Origin of the sequence: Paraburkholderia sp. GAS33 (assembly GCF_050436645.1) — a bacterium.
Classification (GTDB): Bacteria; Pseudomonadota; Gammaproteobacteria; order Burkholderiales; family Burkholderiaceae; genus Paraburkholderia; species Paraburkholderia phenazinium_B.
Map to the genome: position 1 here is coordinate 158,457 of NZ_JBNDMP010000015.1, position 21,056 is coordinate 179,512.

The following is a 21,056-nucleotide window of genomic DNA, read 5'->3' on the forward strand; positions in this document are numbered from 1 at the left end:
ACTGAGGGCGGGCGCCCGGCCCCGGGCACCTTTACTGCAAATTACTGCAACCGCGAACCCTCGATTTTACTCGAGAATCTTGGCAACGACACCTGCGCCGACGGTACGGCCACCTTCACGGATGGCGAAGCGCAGACCTTCTTCCATCGCGATCGGGTTGATCAGCTTCACCGTGATCGACACGTTGTCGCCCGGCATCACCATTTCCTTGTCCTTCGGCAGCTCGATCGAGCCCGTCACGTCCGTCGTACGGAAGTAGAACTGCGGACGGTAGTTGTTGAAGAACGGCGTGTGACGACCGCCTTCGTCCTTGCTCAGCACATACACTTCGGCCGTGAAGTGCGTGTGCGGGTTGATCGAACCCGGCTTGGCCAGCACCTGGCCACGCTCCACGTCTTCACGCTTCGTGCCGCGCAGCAGGATACCCACGTTGTCGCCCGCCTGACCCTGGTCGAGCAGCTTGCGGAACATTTCCACGCCCGTGCACGTCGTCTTCACCGTCGGCTTGATACCCACGATCTCGATTTCTTCGCCGACCTTCACCACACCGCGCTCAACCCGACCCGTCACCACCGTGCCACGACCCGAGATCGAGAACACGTCTTCCACCGGCATCAGGAATGCGCCGTCCACTGCGCGCTCCGGCGTCGGGATGTACGTATCCAGCGCGTCGGCCAGGTTCATGATCGCCACTTCGCCCAGCTCGCCCTTGTCGCCTTCCAGCGCCAGCTTGGCCGAACCCTTGATGATCGGCGTGTCGTCGCCCGGGAAGTCGTACTTCGACAGAAGTTCGCGAACTTCCATCTCGACGAGCTCCAGCAGCTCAGCGTCGTCCACCATGTCGCACTTGTTCAGGAACACGATGATGTACGGAACGCCAACCTGACGTGCCAGCAGGATGTGCTCACGCGTTTGCGGCATCGGGCCGTCAGCGGCCGAGCACACCAGGATTGCGCCGTCCATCTGCGCCGCGCCCGTGATCATGTTCTTCACATAGTCAGCGTGGCCCGGGCAGTCAACGTGTGCGTAGTGGCGGTTCGCCGTTTCGTACTCGACGTGTGCCGTGTTGATCGTGATGCCGCGCGCCTTTTCTTCCGGCGCCGCGTCGATCTGGTCATACGCCTTCGCTTCCCCGCCGAACTTCGCGGTCAGCACCGTCGTGATCGCTGCCGTCAGCGTGGTCTTGCCGTGGTCAACGTGACCGATCGTGCCGACGTTCACGTGCGGCTTGGTCCGTTCGAATTTACCTTTAGCCATGTTTCTCTTCTTTCAAAAAGTTAATCGTTGAATGACTTGCCGCGCGCTTACTTCGACTTCGCGTTGATGATTGCTTCCGACACGTTGCGCGGTGCTTCCGAATAATGCTTGAACTCCATCGTGTACGTTGCACGACCTTGGCTCAGCGAACGCAGCGACGTCGAGTAGCCAAACATTTCCGACAGCGGCACTTCGGCGCGAACAATCTTGCCGCCGCCAATCATGTCTTCCATGCCCTGAACAATACCGCGACGGCCCGAAAGATCGCCCATCACGTTGCCCATGTAGTCTTCCGGCGTTTCGACTTCCACAGCCATCATCGGTTCGAGGATGACCGGGCTTGCCTTGCGCATTGCTTCCTTGAACGCCATCGAACCGGCCATGCGGAACGCGTTTTCGTTCGAGTCAACATCGTGGTACGAACCGAACGTCAGGTGAACCTTCACGTCAACGACCGGGAAGCCTGCCAGCACGCCAGCCTTCAGCGTTTCCTGGATACCCTTGTCGACTGCCGGGATGTATTCACGCGGAATCACGCCGCCCTTGATCTCGTCCAGGAACTCGTAGCCCTTGCCTTGCTCGTTCGGCTCGAGCGTGATGACCGCGTGACCGTACTGGCCGCGACCACCCGACTGCTTGACGAACTTACCGTCAACGTCTTCCGCCTTGCCGCGAATCGTCTCGCGGTAAGCCACCTGCGGCTTGCCGACAGTCGCTTCGACGCCGAATTCGCGCTTCATCCGGTCAACCAGAATTTCGAGGTGGAGCTCGCCCATGCCCGAAATAATAGTTTGACCCGATTCTTCGTCCGTTTGCACGCGGAACGACGGATCTTCCTGAGCCAGGCGGTTCAGTGCCAGGCCCATCTTTTCCTGGTCGGGCTTCGTCTTCGGCTCAACAGCCTGCGAAATCACCGGCTCCGGGAAAATCATGCGTTCGAGCACGATCGGGCTCTGCGGATCGCACAGCGTGTCGCCAGTCGTTGCGTCTTTCAGGCCGACTGCAGCAGCGATGTCGCCTGCGCGGACTTCCTTGATTTCTTCACGCTGGTTTGCGTGCATCTGCAGAATACGACCCAGACGTTCCTTCTTGTCCTTCGTCGCGTTCAGCACCGTGTCGCCCGAATTCACAACGCCCGAGTACACACGGAAGAAGATCAGCTGGCCGACGAACGGGTCGGTCATGATCTTGAATGCCAGTGCCGAGAACTTTTCGTCGTCAGCAGCGCGGCGCTCACCCTGTTCACCGTTTTCCAGCTCGCCGGTAACCGGCGGGATGTCGATCGGCGACGGCAGGAAGTCGAGCACGGCGTCCAGCATCCGTTGCACACCCTTGTTCTTGAACGCGGTACCGCAAAGCATCGGCTGGATTTCGCAAGCGATCGTACGGTCGCGCAGACCCTTGACGATTTCCTCTTCGGTCAGCTCGCCCTCTTCGAGGTACTTGTTCATCAGCTCTTCGCTCGATTCAGCCGCGGCCTCGACCATCTTTTCACGCCACTCGTTGCACGTGTCAACGAGTTCAGCCGGGATTTCTTCGTACGAGAACTTCGTGCCCTGGGACGCGTCATCCCAAATGATCGCCTTCATCTTCAGCAGATCGACCACGCCCGTGAACGTTTCTTCGGCGCCGATAGGCACCACAACCGGAACCGGGTTCGCCTTCAGACGCAGCTTGAGCTGGTCGTAGACCTTGAAGAAGTTCGCACCGGTACGATCCATCTTGTTGATGAACGCGAGACGGGGAACCTTGTACTTGTTAGCCTGACGCCACACAGTTTCCGACTGCGGCTGCACGCCGCCCACTGCGCAGTAAACCATGCATGCACCGTCGAGCACGCGCATCGAACGCTCGACTTCAATCGTGAAGTCAACGTGGCCCGGGGTGTCGATGATGTTGATGCGGTGCTCGGCGCGGTCGCCAGCCATACCTTTCCAGAAGGCCGTGGTAGCAGCCGACGTGATGGTAATGCCGCGTTCCTGCTCCTGCTCCATCCAGTCCATGGTGGCAGCGCCGTCGTGAACTTCACCAATCTTATGGTTCACGCCGGTATAGAACAGAATGCGCTCGGTCGTCGTCGTTTTGCCGGCGTCGATGTGAGCGCTAATACCGATATTGCGGTAGCGCTCGATAGGTGTCTTGCGAGCCACTTTGATCCTCTATGGGGATAACGCGATGCGAGAAAGACCCATCGCGCTGTAACACAAACGGGCGAGGCGCTTTATAAGCGCACCCGCCCGGAATTTCTTGCCGATTTCTTCCGCTAACCCGGGATCGGGCAGCTTAGAAACGGAAGTGCGAGAACGCCTTGTTGGCTTCTGCCATCCGGTGAACTTCGTCGCGCTTCTTCATCGCGCCGCCACGGCCTTCGGCCGCTTCGGAGAGTTCACCTGCCAGACGCAGGGCCATCGACTTCTCACTGCGCTTCTTCGCAGCTTCGCGCAACCAACGCATCGCCAATGCCATACGACGCGACGGACGCACTTCGACCGGAACCTGATAGTTCGCACCACCAACGCGACGGCTCTTCACTTCGACCACCGGCTTCACGTTGTTGAGCGCTACCGTGAACACTTCCAGCGGGTCCTTGCCACCCTTGGTCTGGATCTGTTCAAAAGCGCCGTACACGATACGCTCGGCAACCGACTTCTTGCCGGAGAGCATCAGCACGTTCATGAACTTGGCTACATCTACGTTACCGAACTTCGGATCCGGCAACACTTCCCGCTTGGGGACTTCGCGACGACGCGGCATGTTTCTTCCTTTAACTTTTTCAGTTGGAGCTATTTTTAGCCCCGCGGCCACCAACTAACCCGATTCATCTCTTACGACTTACCAGCCCGGTCGGGTGACCACTTACTCGACAGCACCGGCGATTCCGGCACCACCGCTAATACCGCCTTTGCAGGCGACCTGAAACGACTGACCGGCTAATTACTTGCCAGCCTTGGCGCGCTTGGCACCGTACTTCGAACGAGCCTGCTTACGATCCTTGACGCCCTGGGTGTCCAGCGAGCCGCGAACCATGTGGTAACGCACACCCGGCAAGTCCTTCACACGACCGCCGCGAATCAGCACGACCGAGTGTTCCTGCAGGTTGTGGCCTTCACCACCAATGTACGAAATGACTTCGAAGCCGTTCGTCAGGCGCACCTTGGCGACCTTACGAAGTGCCGAGTTCGGCTTCTTCGGCGTCGTGGTGTACACGCGAGTGCACACGCCGCGACGCTGGGGGCAGTCCTGCAAAGCCGGGCTCTTGCTCTTCACTGTTTCGGAAGCGCGGCCTTTGCGAACCAGTTGATTGATGGTTGGCATTGTTTATTCCTGAAATTGAACAAAATCGACGCAAATCTTTCTGGGCAAAGCAGAAACGATTGCGCATCGAACTTCCGGATCCGATTGCCAGCGTGCGAGCTCATCTTGCTTTGACCCGCGCGGCGGCATTCCAAGAACCGGAACCTAGCATAATATTCCGAAAAGACTAAGTGAGTCAATAGCTTGCGAGGTCTCGAAGCCCCGACTGACTCTGTAATGCCTAGTCGGCACCGACCACTTCGAGCAATTCCCAACCGAAGCGGTCCAGTTTGCGCGCACCCATGCCCGGAATGCCGCGCAAGGTCTCGATGGAATCGGGGCCGTTGCGGGCAATTTCCGCCAAAGTCGCGTCGTGGAAGATGACGTAGGCCGGCACGCCGTCGGTCTTCGCCGTCTCGGTGCGCCAGGCACGCAGACGGTCCCAGCGGGCGCGCTCGCGCGGCCCCATGCCGATCGTCGGATCCGCGCGCTCACTGGTGCGGCCAGACGACTGGCGGGTACGCGTCGGCTTCACATAGCGGCGCATCGTGACGTTCTGCTCGCTCTTGAGTACCGCTTTGCTTGCCTCGGTGAGCACCAGCGAGCCGAAGCCCTCATGGTCGACCGTCAGGTACCCGAACGCGACGAGCTGGCGGAAGATGGCGCGCCATTCCGGCTCGCCCAGCGCAGCGCCTATTCCGAAGGTGGTCAACTTTTCATGACCGCGTTGCAAGATCTTTTCGCTGCGGTTGCCACGCAAGATGTCGATCAGATGGCCGGCGCCGAAGTGGAAACCACTCGCCCGTTGCGCGCGGAACACGCAGGACAGCGCCATTTGCGCCTCCCGCGTTGCATCCCAGGTGTCGGGCGGTTCAAGACAGGTATCGCAATTGCCGCAGGGCTTGCTCGATTCGCCAAAATAGTTAAGCAGACGCACCCGGCGGCATGTCGCCGCTTCGCACAAGCCAAGCAGCGCGTCGAGTTTACCGGTCTGCACGCGCTTATGCGCATCGTCGGCGTCCGATTCGTCGATCATCTTGCGCTGCTGCACGACGTCGCCGAGGCCGTAGGCCATCCATGCGTTCGCCGGCATGCCGTCGCGGCCCGCGCGGCCCGTTTCCTGGTAGTAGCCTTCGACGCTTTTCGGTAAATCCAGGTGAGCGACAAAACGCACATCCGGCTTGTCGATGCCCATGCCAAACGCGATCGTCGCGCACATGACGATGCCTTCCTCGCGCTGGAACATCTCCTGGTGCTTCTGGCGAATCTCGAACTCCATGCCAGCGTGATAAGGCAGCGCACGCATGCCCTTCTCTTTCAGCCACTCGGCCGTTTCTTCCACCTTGCGACGTGACAGGCAATACACGACGCCGGCGTCGGTCGTGCCGTCGGGCCTGGAATGTTCGGCGCGGATGAAATCGAGCAATTGCGTCCGCGCATTGTCCTTTTCGACGATCCGGTAGCGGATGTTCGGGCGGTCGAAACTGGAGACGAAAACCCGCGCATCGTCGAGCGCCAGGCGGTGGATGATTTCATCGCGCGTGATGGCATCTGCAGTAGCCGTAAGCGCGATGCGAGGCACGTTCGGAAAACGTTCGTGCAACACCGACAGCTGAATGTACTCAGGGCGGAAGTCGTGCCCCCATTGCGAAACGCAGTGCGCTTCGTCGATCGCAAACAAGCCGATGCGCGTGCGCTCGAGCAGCTCCTGGAAGCGCGACGTCATCAGCCGCTCGGGAGCCACATACAGCAGATCGATCTCGCCTTCGCGCAATGCGCGCTCAGTCGCGGCGGCCTCCGGGCCAGACAAGGTCGAATTCAGATACGCCGCGCGCACGCCGACTTCCTTGAGCGCAGCAACCTGATCCTGCATCAGCGCGATCAACGGCGACACCACGATCCCCGCGCCCAGTCCGGCCTCGCGCCGCACCAGCGACGGAATCTGGTAACAGAGCGATTTGCCGCCGCCCGTCGGCATCAACACGAGGCAATCGCCGCCGCCGGCGACATGTTCGACAATCTCCCCCTGTTGCCCTCTGAACACGGGGTAACCGAAGACTTCGTTGAGGATTTCGAGCGAACGGGACATGAATTTGAGAGAGGACAGCGTATTGCCGGTGACACGAATTTTACCAACGCATTCGTACTGCGCCCGCGCTTTCCGACAACGTTAGCCAATTGGCCTACAAAACCGCTCAAAGGCGTGTCAAAAGCGACTGTGGTGCGTGGGACAGGAGTGAGTGCCAAAGCACTGACTCCTGTCGACAAAAAAAAAAGCCGCTCAGTCGAAACTGAGCGGCTTCTGGCTTACGAGCCCAAGCGGCTTGCGCCGCCAGGACTTATTCGCCTGAGTGTTGCTGTTCGGCGGCCGGGGTTTCCGGCGTACCGAATTCGAACGACTCTTCCGCGGCGATCTGATCGAAACGCTCGCGGTCGGACAGTTCCTTGCTCTTGCGTGCCTTGTGGAACGCGAGACCCGTACCGGCCGGAATCAGACGGCCAACGATCACGTTTTCCTTCAGACCGCGCAGGTCGTCGCGCTTGCCCATAATCGCTGCTTCGGTCAGCACGCGGGTCGTTTCCTGGAACGATGCCGCAGAGATGAACGAGTCGGTCGACAGCGACGCCTTCGTAATACCGAGCAAGACGTTTTCGTACGTTGCCGGACGCTTGTCTTCCGCGATCATACGGTCGTTCTCGTCGAGCATATCCGACCGCTCGACCTGTTCGCCCGGGATGAAACGCGTATCGCCGTTGTCCGTAATCTGCACGCGGCGCAGCATCTGACGAACAATCACTTCAATGTGCTTGTCGTTGATCTTCACGCCCTGCAGACGGTACACGTCCTGCACTTCGTCCACGATGTAACGCGACAGCGCTTCGACGCCCTGCAGACGCAGGATGTCGTGCGGATCGGCCGGACCGTCGACAATCATTTCGCCCTTGTTGACGACCTGACCATCGTGCACCAGAACCTGCTTTTCCTTCGCGATCAGGAACTCGTGCTGGTTGCCCTCGAGGTCCGTGATAACGAGACGCTGCTTGCCCTTCGTGTCCTTACCAAACGACGTCGTACCCGTGACTTCCGCCAGGATACCTGCGTCCTTCGGCGAACGTGCTTCGAACAGTTCCGCCACACGCGGCAGACCGCCGGTAATGTCACGCGTCTTCTGCGATTCGGTCGGGATACGTGCGAGCACTTCACCCACCTGCACCTGCTGACCATCCTTCACGGTGATCAGAGCGCCGACCTGGAAGCCGATCTGCACCGAGTGCTCGGTGTTCGGGATCTTGACTTCTTCACCGCTCGCATCCAGCAGCTTGACCTGCGGACGCACCGTCTTCGAAGCTTGCGAACCGCGGCGCTTCACGTCGATCACGACCAGCGTCGAGAGACCCGTCACATCGTCGATCTGCTTGGCAACCGTCACGCCTTCTTCGACGTTTTCGAACTTCACCGTACCGCCGTACTCGGTGATGATCGGACGCGTCATCGGATCCCACGTCGCCAGTTGCGTGCCGGCCTTGATCTGCGCGCCGTCCAGTTGCAACAGCGTCGCGCCGTACGGCACCTTGTGACGCTCACGCTCACGGCCGTGGTCGTCGGTGATCATCGCTTCGCCCGAACGCGAGATGACGATCTGCTCGCCCTTCGCATTCGTGACGTAACGCATCGTCGACGTGAAACGAACCGTACCGTTCGACTTGGCTTCGATCGACGAGGCCACTGCCGCACGCGATGCCGCACCACCGATGTGGAACGTACGCATCGTCAGCTGCGTGCCCGGTTCACCAATCGACTGCGCAGCGATCACACCCACTGCCTCGCCGACGTTGACCGAGGAGCCGCGGCCCAGGTCGCGGCCGTAGCAGGCTGCGCACAGACCGTAACGCGTTTCGCAAGTCAGCGGCGTACGCACGCGCACTTCGTCGATGCCGAGGCGTTCGATTTCTTCGACCGCGTCTTCGTCGAGCAACGTGCCTGCTTCGTACAGCGTTTCCTGCGATTCCGGATTGACGACGTCAGCCACCGCCACGCGACCGAGGATACGGTCACGCAGGGCTTCGACGACTTCACCGCCTTCGACCAACGCCTTCATGGCGACGCCGTTCGACGTACCGCAATCGTCTTCGACCACCACCAGATCCTGCGTTACGTCCACCAGACGGCGCGTCAGGTAACCCGAGTTTGCCGTCTTCAGTGCCGTATCAGCCAGACCCTTACGTGCGCCGTGGGTCGAGATGAAGTACTGCAACACGTTCAGGCCTTCGCGGAAGTTCGCCGTAATCGGCGTCTCGATGATCGAGCCATCCGGCTTCGCCATCAGGCCACGCATACCGGCCAGCTGACGAATCTGAACTGCGGAGCCGCGAGCACCCGAGTCAGCCATCATGTAGATGGAGTTGAACGACTCCTGACGCGTCTGGTTGCCGTCGCGATCGACCACCGGCTCCGTCGAGAGCTGTTCCATCATCGCCTTGCCGACCGCTTCCGACGTTGCCGACCAGATGTCGACCACGTTGTTGTAGCGTTCTTGTGACGTGACGAGACCCGACATGTACTGACGGTCGTATTCCTTCACCTTCTTCGCGGCGTCGCCGACGATGGTTTCCTTCTGCGGCGGCACGAGCATGTCGTCCACGCAGATCGAGATACCAGCGCGCGTTGCCAGACGGAAACCCGACTGCATCAACTGGTCGGCGAAAATCACCGTTTCACGCAGACCGCACTTGCGGAATGCGGTGTTGATCAGACGCGAGATTTCCTTCTTCTTCAGCGGCTTGTTCAGCACCGAGAACGGCAGGCCCGGCGGCAAAATTTCCGACAGGATCGAACGGCCGACGGTCGTCGCATACAGCGTGATCTTCGGCACGAACTTCGGCGCACCTTCCGACTTGTCTTCGTTGTGGACCATTTCGGTGATCCGAACGTTGACGCGCGAAGCGAGCTCGACTTCCTTGTTCTCGTATGCACGCAGCGCTTCCGAGACGCCGGTGAACGTCAGGCCTTCGCCCTTGGCGTTCACAGCTTCGCGGGTCGCGTAGTACAGGCCGAGCACGATATCCTGCGACGGCACGATCGACGGATCGCCGTTAGCCGGGAACAGGACGTTGTTCGACGCCAGCATCAGCGTACGCGCTTCCATCTGCGCTTCGAGCGACAGCGGCACGTGCACAGCCATCTGGTCACCGTCGAAGTCGGCGTTGAACGCCGCGCAAACGAGCGGGTGCAGCTGGATTGCCTTACCTTCGATCAGCACCGGCTCGAAAGCCTGAATGCCAAGACGGTGAAGCGTCGGCGCACGGTTCAGCATGACCGGATGCTCGCGGATCACCTCTTCCAGGATGTCCCACACCACCGGCGTCTGGTTCTCGACTTCCTTCTTCGCAGCCTTGATGGTGGTAGCGACACCCATCACTTCGAGCTTGTTGAAGATGAATGGCTTGAACAGTTCGAGCGCCATCAGCTTCGGCAGGCCGCACTGATGCAGCTTGAGCGTCGGGCCGACCACGATCACCGAACGGCCCGAGTAGTCCACACGCTTACCGAGCAGGTTCTGACGGAAACGACCGCCCTTACCCTTGATCATGTCAGCGAGCGACTTCAACGGACGCTTGTTCGCGCCGGTCATCGCCTTACCACGACGGCCGTTATCGAGCAGCGAATCGACGGCTTCCTGCAGCATCCGCTTTTCGTTGCGGACGATGATTTCAGGCGCCTTCAGTTCGAGCAGACGCTTCAACCGGTTGTTACGGTTGATCACGCGGCGATACAGGTCGTTCAGGTCCGACGTCGCGAAACGGCCGCCGTCCAGCGGCACCAGCGGACGCAGTTCCGGCGGCAGCACCGGCAGCACTTCGAGCACCATCCAGTCAGGCTTGATGCCCGAACGCTGGAAAGCCTCGAGCACCTTCAGGCGCTTCGCGTACTTCTTGATCTTCGCTTCCGAACCCGTGTTCTTGAGTTCGGTGCGCAGCATCTCGACCTGTTCGTCGATGTTGATCGCGCGCAGCAGTTCGCGCACGCCTTCCGCGCCCATTTCGGCACGGAATTCGTCACCGTACTCTTCGACCTTGTTGTAGTAATCCTCTTCCGTCATGATCTGCCGCGCTTTCAGCGGCGTCATGCCCGGATCGATCACCACGTAGGCTTCGAAGTACAGCACGCGTTCGATGTCGCGCAGCGTCATGTCGAGCACCATGCCCAGACGCGACGGCAGCGACTTCAGGAACCAGATGTGCGCAACCGGCGAGGCCAGTTCAATGTGGCCCATCCGTTCGCGACGCACCTTCGCCAGCGTGACTTCAACGCCGCACTTCTCGCAGATCACGCCACGGTGCTTCAGGCGCTTGTACTTGCCGCACAGGCATTCGTAGTCCTTGATCGGCCCGAAAATCTTCGCGCAGAACAAGCCATCACGTTCCGGCTTGAATGTCCGGTAGTTGATGGTTTCCGGCTTCTTCACTTCACCGAACGACCACGAACGGATCTTGTCCGGCGACGCCAGACCGATCTTGATTGCATCAAAAACTTCTTCTTGTTGGACTTGCTTGAATAGATCGAGCAGAGCTTTCATTGCCTTCTCTCCGTAGTCCGATTAGTTGCGGTCGAGGTCGATATCGATACCCAGCGAGCGGATTTCCTTCACCAACACGTTGAAGGATTCCGGCATGCCTGCATCGATCACGTGATCGCCCTTGACCAGGTTCTCATAGACCTTGGTCCGGCCAGTCACGTCGTCCGACTTCACCGTCAGCATTTCCTGCAGCACGTACGATGCGCCGTACGCTTCGAGCGCCCACACTTCCATTTCACCGAAACGCTGGCCACCAAACTGCGCCTTACCGCCCAACGGCTGCTGCGTCACGAGCGAGTACGGGCCCGTGGAACGCGCGTGCATCTTGTCGTCGACCAAGTGGTGCAGTTTCAGGTAGTGCATGTAGCCGACCGTGACCGTACGCTCGAACATCTCGCCCGTGCGACCGTCGTACAGGCGGACCTGGTTCTTCGACGGCGTCATGCCGAGGTTCTTCGCGATGTCGTCCGGGAAGGCCAGATCCAGCGCGCGCGACATTTCTTCTTCCGTCGCACCGTCGAACACCGGCGTGGCAAACGGAACGCCTTCGCGCAAGTTCTTCGCCAGTTCGACGATTTCGTCGTCCGTGAAGCTGTCCAGCTCTTCAGCGCGGCCCGACTCGTTGTAGATCTTGGTCAGGAATGCGCGCAGTTCTTCGATCTTCGCCTGACGCTGCAGCATTTCGCCGATACGCCAGCCGAGACCCTTCGCGGCCCAACCCAGATGCACTTCGAGAACCTGACCCACGTTCATCCGCGACGGCACGCCGAGCGGATTCAGCACGACGTCAGCCGGACGGCCATCGGCCATATACGGCATGTCTTCGATCGGAACGATCTTCGACACCACACCCTTGTTACCGTGACGGCCGGCCATCTTGTCGCCAGGCTGCAGGCGACGCTTCACAGCCAGATACACCTTGACCATCTTCAGCACGCCCGGCGGCAATTCGTCGCCTTGGGTGAGCTTCTTACGCTTTTCTTCGAACGCCAGGTCGAACTGGTGACGCTTCTGTTCGATCGAGTCCTTGATGGCTTCGAGCTGCGCCGCTGCTTCTTCGTCCGCGAGGCGGATGTCGAACCAGTGGTAGTGATCCAGATCTTGCAGATAAGCCTGGTCGATCTTCGTACCCTTCGCGAGCTTCTTCGGGCCACCGTTGGCAACCTTGCCGTCCAGCATACGTGCGAGACGCTGGAACGCGTCGCCTTCCACGATACGCAGCTGGTCGTTCAGGTCGAGGCGATAGCGCTTCAGTTCATCGTCGATGATCTGCTGGGCACGCTTGTCGCGCTGGATGCCTTCACGCGTGAACACTTGCACGTCGATGACCGTGCCGCTCATGCCAGACGGCACGCGCAGCGACGTATCCTTCACGTCCGAAGCCTTTTCACCGAAGATCGCGCGCAGCAGCTTTTCTTCCGGCGTCAGCTGGGTTTCACCCTTCGGCGTTACCTTACCGACCAGCACGTCGCCTGCTTCGACTTCAGCGCCGATGTAGACGATGCCCGACTCATCGAGACGGCCGAGTTGTACTTCGGCCAGGTTCGAGATGTCGCGCGTGATTTCTTCCGGTCCAAGCTTCGTATCGCGAGCAACGACGTTCAGTTCTTCGATGTGGATCGAGGTGTAGCGGTCGTCAGCAACCACCTTCTCCGAGATCAAGATCGAGTCTTCGAAGTTGTAGCCGTTCCACGGCATGAACGCGACCAGCATGTTCTGGCCGAGAGCCAGTTCGCCGAGATCGGTCGATGCACCGTCAGCCAGCACGTCGCCGCGCGACACGATGTCGCCGACCTTCACGATCGGACGCTGGTTGATGTTCGTGTTCTGGTTCGAACGCGTGTACTTGATCAGGTTGTAGATGTCCACGCCGACGTCGCCAGCAGCGGCTTCATCGTCGTTCACGCGGATCACCATACGGCCTGCGTCGACGTAATCCACCACGCCACCGCGAAATGCCTGAACCGTCGTACCCGAGTCAACTGCCACCGTACGCTCGATACCCGTACCGACCACGGCCTTTTCAGGACGCAGACACGGCACAGCCTGACGTTGCATGTTCGAACCCATCAATGCGCGGTTCGCGTCGTCGTGCTCGAGGAACGGAATCAGCGAAGCTGCGACCGAAACGATCTGCGACGGCGCCACGTCCATGTACTGGATGCGGTCCGGCGTAACCATCAGCGTTTCGCCTGCTTCACGCGACGACACCAGTTCGTCGGTCAACGAGCCGTCAGCAGCCACAGCCGCGTTCGCCTGAGCGATCACGTAACGGCCTTCTTCGATCGCCGACAGATAGTCGATCTGATCCGTCACCTTGCTGTCCACAACCTTGCGATACGGCGTTTCGAGGAAGCCGTATTCGTTCAGGTGCGCATACAGAGCGAGCGAGTTGATCAGGCCGATGTTCGGACCTTCCGGCGTTTCAATCGGGCACACACGGCCATAGTGGGTCGGGTGCACGTCGCGGACTTCAAAGCCAGCGCGCTCACGAGTCAAACCGCCCGGGCCAAGAGCCGAAACACGGCGCTTGTGGGTGATTTCCGACAGCGGGTTGGTCTGGTCCATAAACTGCGACAGCTGCGACGAACCGAAGAACTCGCGAATCGCCGACGAAATCGGCTTCGAGTTGATCAGGTCGTGCGGCATCAGGTTTTCGCTTTCAGCCTGACCCAGACGTTCCTTCACCGCACGTTCCACACGCACGAGACCGGCGCGGAACTGGTTCTCCGCCAGTTCGCCGACGCAACGCACACGACGATTGCCCAAGTGGTCGATGTCGTCCACTTCGCCCTTGCCGTTACGCAACTCGACCAGGATCTTGATCGTGGCGAGGATGTCGTCGTCTTGCAGCGTCATCGGGCCGACGATTTCGTCGCGACCGACACGGCGGTTGAACTTCATACGACCCACCTTGGACAGGTCGTATGCGTCTTCGCTGTAGAACAGACGGTTGAACAGCGCCTCGACCGCTTCTTCGGTCGGCGGTTCGCCCGGACGCATCATGCGGTAGATCGCGATGCGAGCGGCCATCTTGTCGGCGGTTTCGTCGATACGCAGCGTCGAGGAGATGTACGGACCTTGATCCAGATCGTTCGTGTAGAGCGTCTGGATGTCCTTGATCTTCGCTTCGCGCAGCTTTTCGAGGACGGTTTCCGTGATTTCGTCGTTCGCGTTGGCGATGACTTCACCGGTGTCGCCGTCAACGACGTTCTTCGCCAGCGTGCGGCCGAGCAGATAGTCTTCCGGCACCGAGATGAACTTCGTCTTCGCGTTTTCGAGGTCGCGAATGTGCTTAGCGTTGATCCGCTTGTCCTTCTGAACGATCACGTTGCCGTCACGGTCCGAAATGTCGAAGCGCGCGACTTCACCACGCAGACGCTCCGGCACGAATTCCATCTGCGCGCCTTCCGGCATCAGCGTGAAATTGTCGAACACGAAGAAGTTAGCGAGGATCTGTTCCGGCGTCAGGCCAATGGCCTTGAGCAGAATAGTGACCGGCATCTTACGGCGGCGGTCGACGCGGAAATACAGCACGTCCTTCGGGTCGAATTCGAAGTCGAGCCACGAACCACGGTAAGGAATGATACGTGCCGAGAACAGCAGCTTGCCCGAGCTATGCGTCTTGCCCTTGTCGTGTTCGAAGAACACGCCAGGCGAGCGGTGCAGCTGCGAAACGATCACGCGTTCCGTGCCGTTGATGACGAACGAACCAGTCGGCGTCATGAGCGGAATTTCGCCCATATACACTTCCTGTTCCTTCACTTCCTTGACGACCGGCTTGCTCGGCGATTCCTTGTCGAGCAGCACCAGGCGCACTTTCGCGCGCAGCGCTGAGCAGTACGTCAAACCGCGCTGCTGACATTCCTTGATGTTGAATGCCGGCGGCGACAGCATGTAGCTGACGAACTCTAGACGGGCGAAGCCGTTGTGAGAAACAATGGGGAAAACGGACGTAAACGCCGCTTGCAGGCCTTCCGGCTTGCGTTGCGTCGAAGACGTGTCGGCTTGCAGAAACGTGCTGAATGATTCAAGCTGGGTAGCCAGCAGGAAAGGTACTTGGTGAACGATGGGGCGCTTCGCGAAACTCTTGCGAATGCGCTTCTTCTCGGTGAAGGAATATTGCATACGATCTCCGAATCACGGCGGGCATTGTTGTCGAGGCAGGATACCTTGATGAGACAACCCGAGTGTTCACCGACTGAGACCCGATGGCCGTCCGATGGCTTGAACGAGCCTAGAAGCTTGGTGGTTGGCCGCTACCAACCGCTGGCTGACGGCAGCGGATGCCTATGTTGCCCGCTACCCGACCAAACTTGCCTTCTGCAGTCGCTTCAGAAGACAAAGAAAAACGCCGGTCAATGCTGCCGAAAGGCGATTTTCTTTGGCTTCTAGGACTACGTTCTTACCGAAACAACCCGGCAAAAACGTAGCGCCCACAAAGCACAAAAAGGCCGGCGGTGGAAAACCGCCAGCCTTCGCACAGCGCGCCGAAAGTTACTTGATTTCAGCTTTCGCGCCGGCTTCTTCCAGCTTCTTCTTGGCTTCTTCAGCAGCAGCCTTGGGTACCGCTTCCTTAACAGGCTTCGGTGCGCCGTCGACCAGGTCCTTCGCTTCCTTCAGGCCGAGACCCGTCAGTTCACGAACAGCCTTAATGACCGAAACCTTATTCGCGCCGACTTCCGTCAGGTTGACCGTGAATTCGGTTTGCTCTTCAGCAGCAGCTGCAGCGCCGCCGCCTGCCGGGCCTGCCACTGCAACAGCAGCTGCCGACACGCCAAACTTTTCTTCGAACGCCTTAACCAGCTCGTTCAGTTCCAGAACCGACATCGAGCTTACTGCTTCGAGGATGTCTTCTTTTGCGATTGCCATTTGAAATACTCCTAAATTGAATTCGGATACAGCCAGCGATCAATTACGCTCGACTGAAGTGCGTTAAGCAGCGGTTTCTTCGCCTTGTTTCTTTTCTGCCAGCGCGGCCAGAGCGCGCGCGAAGCCAGAAACAGGTGCCTGCATAACGTACAACAGCTTGGAGAGCAGTTCTTCGCGGCTCGGGATGTTTGCCAGCGCTTGCACGCCAGCCTTGTCCATCACCTTGCCTTCGTAGGAACCAGCCTTGATGATCAACTTGTCATTGCTCTTGCCGAAGTCGTTGACGACCTTGGCAGCAGCAATTGCATCTTCCGAGATGCCGTAGATCAGGGGGCCAGTCATCTGCTCTGCCAGCGAAGCAAACGGGGTACCTTCGACAGCGCGACGCGCCAGCGTGTTCTTCAACACGCGGAGGTACACCTGTTGCTCGCGCGCTTTCGCGCGCAGCTTGGTCAGATCGCCAACCGCGATTCCACGATACTCAGCAAGAACGACGGTCTGGGCCTTCGCGACTTGCGCGGCAACCTCAGCGACGACGGCCTGCTTGCTTTCTTTATTGAGTGGCACGGTTAACCTCCAGATTCGATACACGCAGCGTGCGCCTTGTGCATCGCGTTCAACAACGGCGTCCGACCAGTCAGGAGTATTTCGACCACGCGCTGTTCGCATTGCTGCGGACAACCCGCGGTTTCATCACCACAAAACCTTTTCGGGTTCGCCATCTGCGTTGGCTTTACATTAAGGGTCGGCCTACCTGCTGCTTTCCCGCCAACGGTCTTTGACAACCGGTCGTTCGATGCAAACTGCCACCTTGCGACCGCCCAAAGCCCTTAGAACCGCCTCGACTCGCATCGGGGCGATGAATTTTCTTACTGTGCTGCGAGCGATGTCTGGTCGACGCGAACGCCAACACCCATCGTGCTCGACAACGCGACCTTACGCAGGTACACACCCTTGCTCGTTGCCGGCTTCGCCTTTTGCAGCGCTTCGACGAGAGCAGCCAGGTTGGTGCGCAGAGCCGTCGGCTCAAACGAAGCGCGACCAATGGTGGCGTGGATGATACCGGCCTTGTCGACGCGGAATTGCACCTGACCTGCCTTGGCGTTCTTCACAGCCGTCGCGACGTCCGGCGTCACGGTACCGACCTTCGGGTTCGGCATCAGGCCACGCGGGCCAAGGATCTGACCAAGCGTACCGACAACGCGCATCGTGTCCGGCGAAGCGATCACGATGTCGAAGTCCAGCTTGCCGGCCTTGACCTGTTCAGCCAGGTCTTCCATACCGACGATTTCCGCGCCGGCTGCACGAGCTTGCTCAGCCTTTTCGCCCTGAGCGAACACGGCGACGCGAACCGACTTGCCGGTACCGGCAGGCAGTACGACCGAGCCACGAACCACTTGATCCGACTTCTTCGCATCGATGCCGAGTTGCACAGCAACGTCGATCGATTCGTCGAATTTCGCGCTTGCGCACTCTTTCACGAGCGACAGCGCTTCGTCGATCGCGTACAGCTTCTGGCGATCAACCTTGTTTGCAAATGCTTGCAGACGCTTCGAAAGCTTAGCCATTTACACGCCCTCCACGGTGATGCCCATCGAGCGGGCGCTACCAGCGATCGTACGGACCGCTGCGTCCAGGTCAGCTGCCGTCAGATCGGGCATCTTGGCCTTGGCGATGTCTTCAGCTTGTGCGCGCGTGATCTTGCCGACCTTGTCGGTGTGCGGCTTTGCCGAACCCTTGTCGATCTTCGCTGCCTTCTTGATCAGAACCGTAGCCGGCGGCGTCTTCAGAACGAACGTGAAGCTCTTGTCCGCGAACGCAGTGATCACGACAGGAATCGGCAGACCCGGTTCCATTGCTTGAGTCTGCGCGTTGAACGCCTTGCAGAACTCCATAATGTTCAGGCCACGCTGACCCAGTGCCGGACCGACCGGCGGCGACGGGTTGGCTTTACCTGCAGGAATCTGCAGTTTGATAAAGCCGATGATTTTCTTTGCCATGTTGAAAACCTCGTTGGAACGCCGCGCTGCTGCATGCAGGCGTTCAGGTGAGTAGTAGCGCGCGTTCGCCGAAACCGGCTACTGACGCTCCTCAACGGCCATTACGCGGACCGTAAGCGCGAAATACGGAACGCGCCGTTTGGCGCGCTCCGCAGAATCTTCATTACAACTTTTCGACCTGACCGAATTCCAGCTCGACCGGTGTTGCGCGGCCGAAAATGGTGACAGATACACGGACGCGCGACTTCTCGTAGTTCACTTCCTCGACGCTGCCGTTGAAATCCGTGAACGGGCCGTCCTTGACGCGAACCATCTCACCGACCTCGAACAGAGTCTTCGGACGGGGCTTCTCGACGCCTTCCTGCATCTGCGACATGATCTTCTCGACTTCCCGCGGGGAAATCGGGCTAGGACGATTGCGCGCACCGCCCACGAAACCGGTCACCTTTGCCGTGTTCTTCACGAGGTGCCACGTCTCGTCGGTCATTTCCATTTCCACAAGCACATAGCCCGGGAAGAAACGACGCTCGGTCACTGACTTGTGACCGCCTTTGACCTCTACTACTTCTTCAGTCGGCACGAGAATCTGGCCAAACTGGTCTTGCATGCCGGCACGTTCGATGCGCTCCTGAAGCGCACGTTGCACGCTCTTCTCCATACCGGAGTAGGCGTGCACGACGTACCAACGTTTTCCACTCGGGGATGCCGGAGTATCGCTCATATCATTTCCAACCCAGAATCGCCGAGAAAATCGCCCATTCTATGGACTTATCGCAAATCCACAGAAACACCGCCATGATGAACACAAAAGCGAACACCACGAGAGTTGTTTGCGTTGCCTCTTTACGAGTCGGCCAAACAACCTTGCGGACTTCTTTGTACGAGTCCTTGGCGAATGCGATGAAACCCTTACCGGGCGCGGAGAGAAGTCCGACTGCAACACCCGCGATGACGCCAACAGCCAAGGCAGCTCCGCGGACGTACCATTCCTGGCTACCGAGCCAGAAGAACCCCACGAACCCGGCCAAGACCAACAATACGCCCGCAGCGACCATCAGCTTGTCGCCGGAAGTATTTACAGTTTCGACGGAAGGATTCGCCATAACACCTTAACGAGCGCCACATACGGCGCGAGAGTTGGCAGGGGCAGAGGGAATCGAACCCCCAACCTTCGGTTTTGGAGACCGACGCTCTGCCAGTTGAGCTATACCCCTAAACCATTTTGGGGTTGACGACACCGCCAACCCCGAAACTTCTAATCCACGAGTACTGGCTGGCTTACTCGAGAATCTTGGCAACGACACCTGCGCCGACGGTACGGCCACCTTCACGGATGGCGAAGCGCAGACCTTCTTCCATCGCGATCGGGTTGATCAGCTTCACCGTGATCGACACGTTGTCGCCCGGCATCACCATTTCCTTGTCCTTCGGCAGCTCGATCGAGCCCGTCACGTCCGTCGTACGGAAGTAGAACTGCGGACGGTAGTTGTTGAAGAACGGCGTGTGACGACCGCCTTCGTCCTTGCTCAGCACATACACTTCGGCCGTGAAGTGCGTGTGCGGGTTGATCGAACCCGGCTTGGCCAGCACCTGGCCACGCTCCACGTCTTCACGCTTCGTGCCGCGCAGCAGGATACCCACGTTGTCGCCCGCCTGACCCTGGTCGAGCAGCTTGCGGAACATTTCCACGCCCGTGCACGTCGTCTTCACCGTCGGCTTGATACCCACGATCTCGATTTCTTCGCCGACCTTCACCACACCGCGCTCAACCCGACCCGTCACCACCGTGCCACGACCCGAGATCGAGAACACGTCTTCCACCGGCATCAGGAATGCGCCGTCCACTGCGCGCTCCGGCGTCGGGATGTACGTATCCAGCGCGTCGGCCAGGTTCATGATCGCCACTTCGCCCAGCTCGCCCTTGTCGCCTTCCAGCGCCAGCTTGGCCGAACCCTTGATGATCGGCGTGTCGTCGCCCGGGAAGTCGTACTTCGACAGAAGTTCGCGAACTTCCATCTCGACGAGCTCCAGCAGCTCAGCGTCGTCCACCATGTCGCACTTGTTCAGGAACACGATGATGTACGGAACGCCAACCTGACGTGCCAGCAGGATGTGCTCACGCGTTTGCGGCATCGGGCCGTCAGCGGCCGAGCACACCAGGATTGCGCCGTCCATCTGCGCCGCGCCCGTGATCATGTTCTTCACATAGTCAGCGTGGCCCGGGCAGTCAACGTGTGCGTAGTGGCGGTTCGCCGTTTCGTACTCGACGTGTGCCGTGTTGATCGTGATGCCGCGCGCCTTTTCTTCCGGCGCCGCGTCGATCTGGTCATACGCCTTCGCTTCCCCGCCGAACTTCGCGGTCAGCACCGTCGTGATCGCTGCCGTCAGCGTGGTCTTGCCGTGGTCAACGTGACCGATCGTGCCGACGTTCACGTGCGGCTTGGTCCGCTCAAACTTACCCTTGGCCATTTTCGACTCCTAAGAGGATTATCCGTACGTTGCGCCGCGCGCAAACAATCACTGAGTACTTCTGGTGCCCATGGGCAGGATCGAACTGCCGACCTCTCCCTTACCAAGGGAGTGCTCTACCACTGAGCCACATGGGCGCTACATCTTCGTTACTGGAGCGGGTGAAGGGAATCGAACCCTCGTCGTAAGCTTGGAAGGCTTCTGCTCTACCATTGAGCTACACCCGCAAGGATCTCTTCGATTCCCAATCACTACTTCAGCGTGCATTCTGGTGGAGGAGGTTGGATTCGAACCAACGTAGGCGTAAGCCAACAGATTTACAGTCTGCCCCCTTTAGCCACTCGGGCACCCCTCCGCAGAGAACTGATGATTATGGGGGAAGAGCACTACAATGTCAAGTGCCGCCTGACCGCCCAGAACCCCAAAGCCCTCACTTATAACCGTTTCCGTAAACGCAGAAACCCCACCTTGATGGGGTGGGGTTTCTGGTTCTGCTAGGGAGCCTGACGATTACCTACTTTCACACGGGTAATCCGCACTATCATCGGCGTGGAGTCGTTTCACGGTCCTGTTCGGGATGGGAAGG

14 protein-coding genes, 4 tRNA genes and 1 rRNA gene are annotated in these 21,056 nt (G+C 59.3%); all 19 read right to left on the reverse strand.

The genetic code is table 11. The annotated features are described in order from the left end of the window. Nucleotides 1-66 precede the first annotated feature (66 nt). Complete coding sequence (gene tuf / locus P3T24_RS33425) at nt 67-1,257, reverse strand: elongation factor Tu (protein WP_074262708.1); 1,191 nt, start codon at nt 1,255-1,257, stop codon at nt 67-69. Nucleotides 1,258-1,304: 47 nt separating this feature from the next. Beyond that, the gene (gene fusA / locus P3T24_RS33430; protein ID WP_074262709.1) at nt 1,305-3,407 is read right to left on the reverse strand and encodes an elongation factor G; all 2,103 of its coding nucleotides are present in this window, start codon (nt 3,405-3,407) and stop codon (nt 1,305-1,307) included. A gap of 133 nt (nt 3,408-3,540) precedes the next feature. Then, complete coding sequence (gene rpsG / locus P3T24_RS33435) at nt 3,541-4,011, reverse strand: 30S ribosomal protein S7 (RefSeq protein WP_006053291.1); 471 nt, start codon at nt 4,009-4,011, stop codon at nt 3,541-3,543. A 180-nt stretch (nt 4,012-4,191) separates the two neighbouring features. Next, nucleotides 4,192-4,572 carry a 30S ribosomal protein S12 gene (gene rpsL, locus P3T24_RS33440; RefSeq protein ID WP_035935550.1) on the reverse strand — a complete coding sequence of 127 codons (381 nt, stop codon included), beginning with the start codon at nt 4,570-4,572 and terminating at the stop codon, nt 4,192-4,194. Between the two features lie 220 nt (nt 4,573-4,792). Beyond that, nucleotides 4,793-6,640 carry a DNA helicase RecQ gene (gene recQ / locus P3T24_RS33445; RefSeq protein ID WP_429441050.1) on the reverse strand — a complete coding sequence of 616 codons (1,848 nt, stop codon included), beginning with the start codon at nt 6,638-6,640 and terminating at the stop codon, nt 4,793-4,795. A gap of 250 nt (nt 6,641-6,890) precedes the next feature. Then, nucleotides 6,891-11,129 carry a DNA-directed RNA polymerase subunit beta' gene (rpoC, locus tag P3T24_RS33450; RefSeq protein WP_074262711.1) on the reverse strand — a complete coding sequence of 1,413 codons (4,239 nt, stop codon included), beginning with the start codon at nt 11,127-11,129 and terminating at the stop codon, nt 6,891-6,893. 21 nt (nt 11,130-11,150) lie between these two features. Continuing rightward, nucleotides 11,151-15,257: a DNA-directed RNA polymerase subunit beta gene (gene rpoB, locus P3T24_RS33455; protein ID WP_074262712.1), complete on the reverse strand. Its 4,107-nt coding sequence runs from the start codon at nt 15,255-15,257 to the stop codon at nt 11,151-11,153. Nucleotides 15,258-15,626: 369 nt separating this feature from the next. Continuing rightward, nucleotides 15,627-16,001, reverse strand: a complete 375-nt coding sequence (rplL, locus tag P3T24_RS33460; protein WP_062129471.1) for a 50S ribosomal protein L7/L12 — start codon at nt 15,999-16,001, stop codon at nt 15,627-15,629. Between the two features lie 63 nt (nt 16,002-16,064). After that, nucleotides 16,065-16,568, reverse strand: coding sequence for a 50S ribosomal protein L10 (gene rplJ, locus P3T24_RS33465; RefSeq protein WP_074262713.1), 504 nt, complete (start codon nt 16,566-16,568; stop codon nt 16,065-16,067). 302 nt (nt 16,569-16,870) lie between these two features. Further along, a complete protein-coding gene (gene rplA, locus P3T24_RS33470; protein ID WP_074262714.1) occupies nt 16,871-17,569 on the reverse strand; it encodes a 50S ribosomal protein L1 in 699 nt (232 codons plus the stop codon). Further along, nucleotides 17,570-18,001: a 50S ribosomal protein L11 gene (rplK, locus tag P3T24_RS33475; protein WP_074262715.1), complete on the reverse strand. Its 432-nt coding sequence runs from the start codon at nt 17,999-18,001 to the stop codon at nt 17,570-17,572. Nucleotides 18,002-18,164: 163 nt separating this feature from the next. Continuing rightward, nucleotides 18,165-18,722, reverse strand: coding sequence for a transcription termination/antitermination protein NusG (gene nusG / locus P3T24_RS33480; protein ID WP_007180147.1), 558 nt, complete (start codon nt 18,720-18,722; stop codon nt 18,165-18,167). A 1-nt stretch (nt 18,723) separates the two neighbouring features. After that, nucleotides 18,724-19,104, reverse strand: a complete 381-nt coding sequence (gene secE, locus P3T24_RS33485) for a preprotein translocase subunit SecE (protein WP_074262716.1) — start codon at nt 19,102-19,104, stop codon at nt 18,724-18,726. 35 nt (nt 19,105-19,139) lie between these two features. Then, nucleotides 19,140-19,215: transfer RNA gene (locus tag P3T24_RS33490), tRNA-Trp, on the reverse strand. 64 nt (nt 19,216-19,279) lie between these two features. Continuing rightward, nucleotides 19,280-20,470 (reverse strand): elongation factor Tu, encoded by a 1,191-nt coding sequence (gene tuf, locus P3T24_RS33495; protein ID WP_074262708.1) that lies wholly within the window; start codon nt 20,468-20,470, stop codon nt 19,280-19,282. Between the two features lie 62 nt (nt 20,471-20,532). Continuing rightward, nucleotides 20,533-20,607, reverse strand: a tRNA-Thr gene (locus tag P3T24_RS33500). Between the two features lie 16 nt (nt 20,608-20,623). Further along, nucleotides 20,624-20,697: transfer RNA gene (locus tag P3T24_RS33505), tRNA-Gly, on the reverse strand. Nucleotides 20,698-20,739: 42 nt separating this feature from the next. Further along, nucleotides 20,740-20,825: transfer RNA gene (locus tag P3T24_RS33510), tRNA-Tyr, on the reverse strand. A gap of 146 nt (nt 20,826-20,971) precedes the next feature. Then, nucleotides 20,972-21,056, reverse strand: a 5S ribosomal RNA gene (gene rrf, locus P3T24_RS33515); the annotation flags it as partial.

Bases quoted from the DNA above. Each gene is read 5' to 3' on its own strand.
- rpoB (WP_074262712.1), bottom strand. From the start codon at position 15,257: ATGCAATATTCCTTCACCGAGAAGAAGCGCATTCGCAAGAGTTTCGCG.
- rpsG (WP_006053291.1), bottom strand. From the start codon at position 4,011: ATGCCGCGTCGTCGCGAAGTCCCCAAGCGGGAAGTGTTGCCGGATCCG.
- tuf (WP_074262708.1), bottom strand. From the start codon at position 1,257: ATGGCTAAAGGTAAATTCGAACGGACCAAGCCGCACGTGAACGTCGGC.
- tuf (WP_074262708.1), bottom strand. From the start codon at position 20,470: ATGGCCAAGGGTAAGTTTGAGCGGACCAAGCCGCACGTGAACGTCGGC.
- nusG (WP_007180147.1), bottom strand. From the start codon at position 18,722: ATGAGCGATACTCCGGCATCCCCGAGTGGAAAACGTTGGTACGTCGTG.
- secE (WP_074262716.1), bottom strand. From the start codon at position 19,104: ATGGCGAATCCTTCCGTCGAAACTGTAAATACTTCCGGCGACAAGCTG.
- rplK (WP_074262715.1), bottom strand. From the start codon at position 18,001: ATGGCAAAGAAAATCATCGGCTTTATCAAACTGCAGATTCCTGCAGGT.
- rpsL (WP_035935550.1), bottom strand. From the start codon at position 4,572: ATGCCAACCATCAATCAACTGGTTCGCAAAGGCCGCGCTTCCGAAACA.
- rplA (WP_074262714.1), bottom strand. From the start codon at position 17,569: ATGGCTAAGCTTTCGAAGCGTCTGCAAGCATTTGCAAACAAGGTTGAT.
- rplL (WP_062129471.1), bottom strand. From the start codon at position 16,001: ATGGCAATCGCAAAAGAAGACATCCTCGAAGCAGTAAGCTCGATGTCG.
- recQ (WP_429441050.1), bottom strand. From the start codon at position 6,640: ATGTCCCGTTCGCTCGAAATCCTCAACGAAGTCTTCGGTTACCCCGTG.
- rpoC (WP_074262711.1), bottom strand. From the start codon at position 11,129: ATGAAAGCTCTGCTCGATCTATTCAAGCAAGTCCAACAAGAAGAAGTT.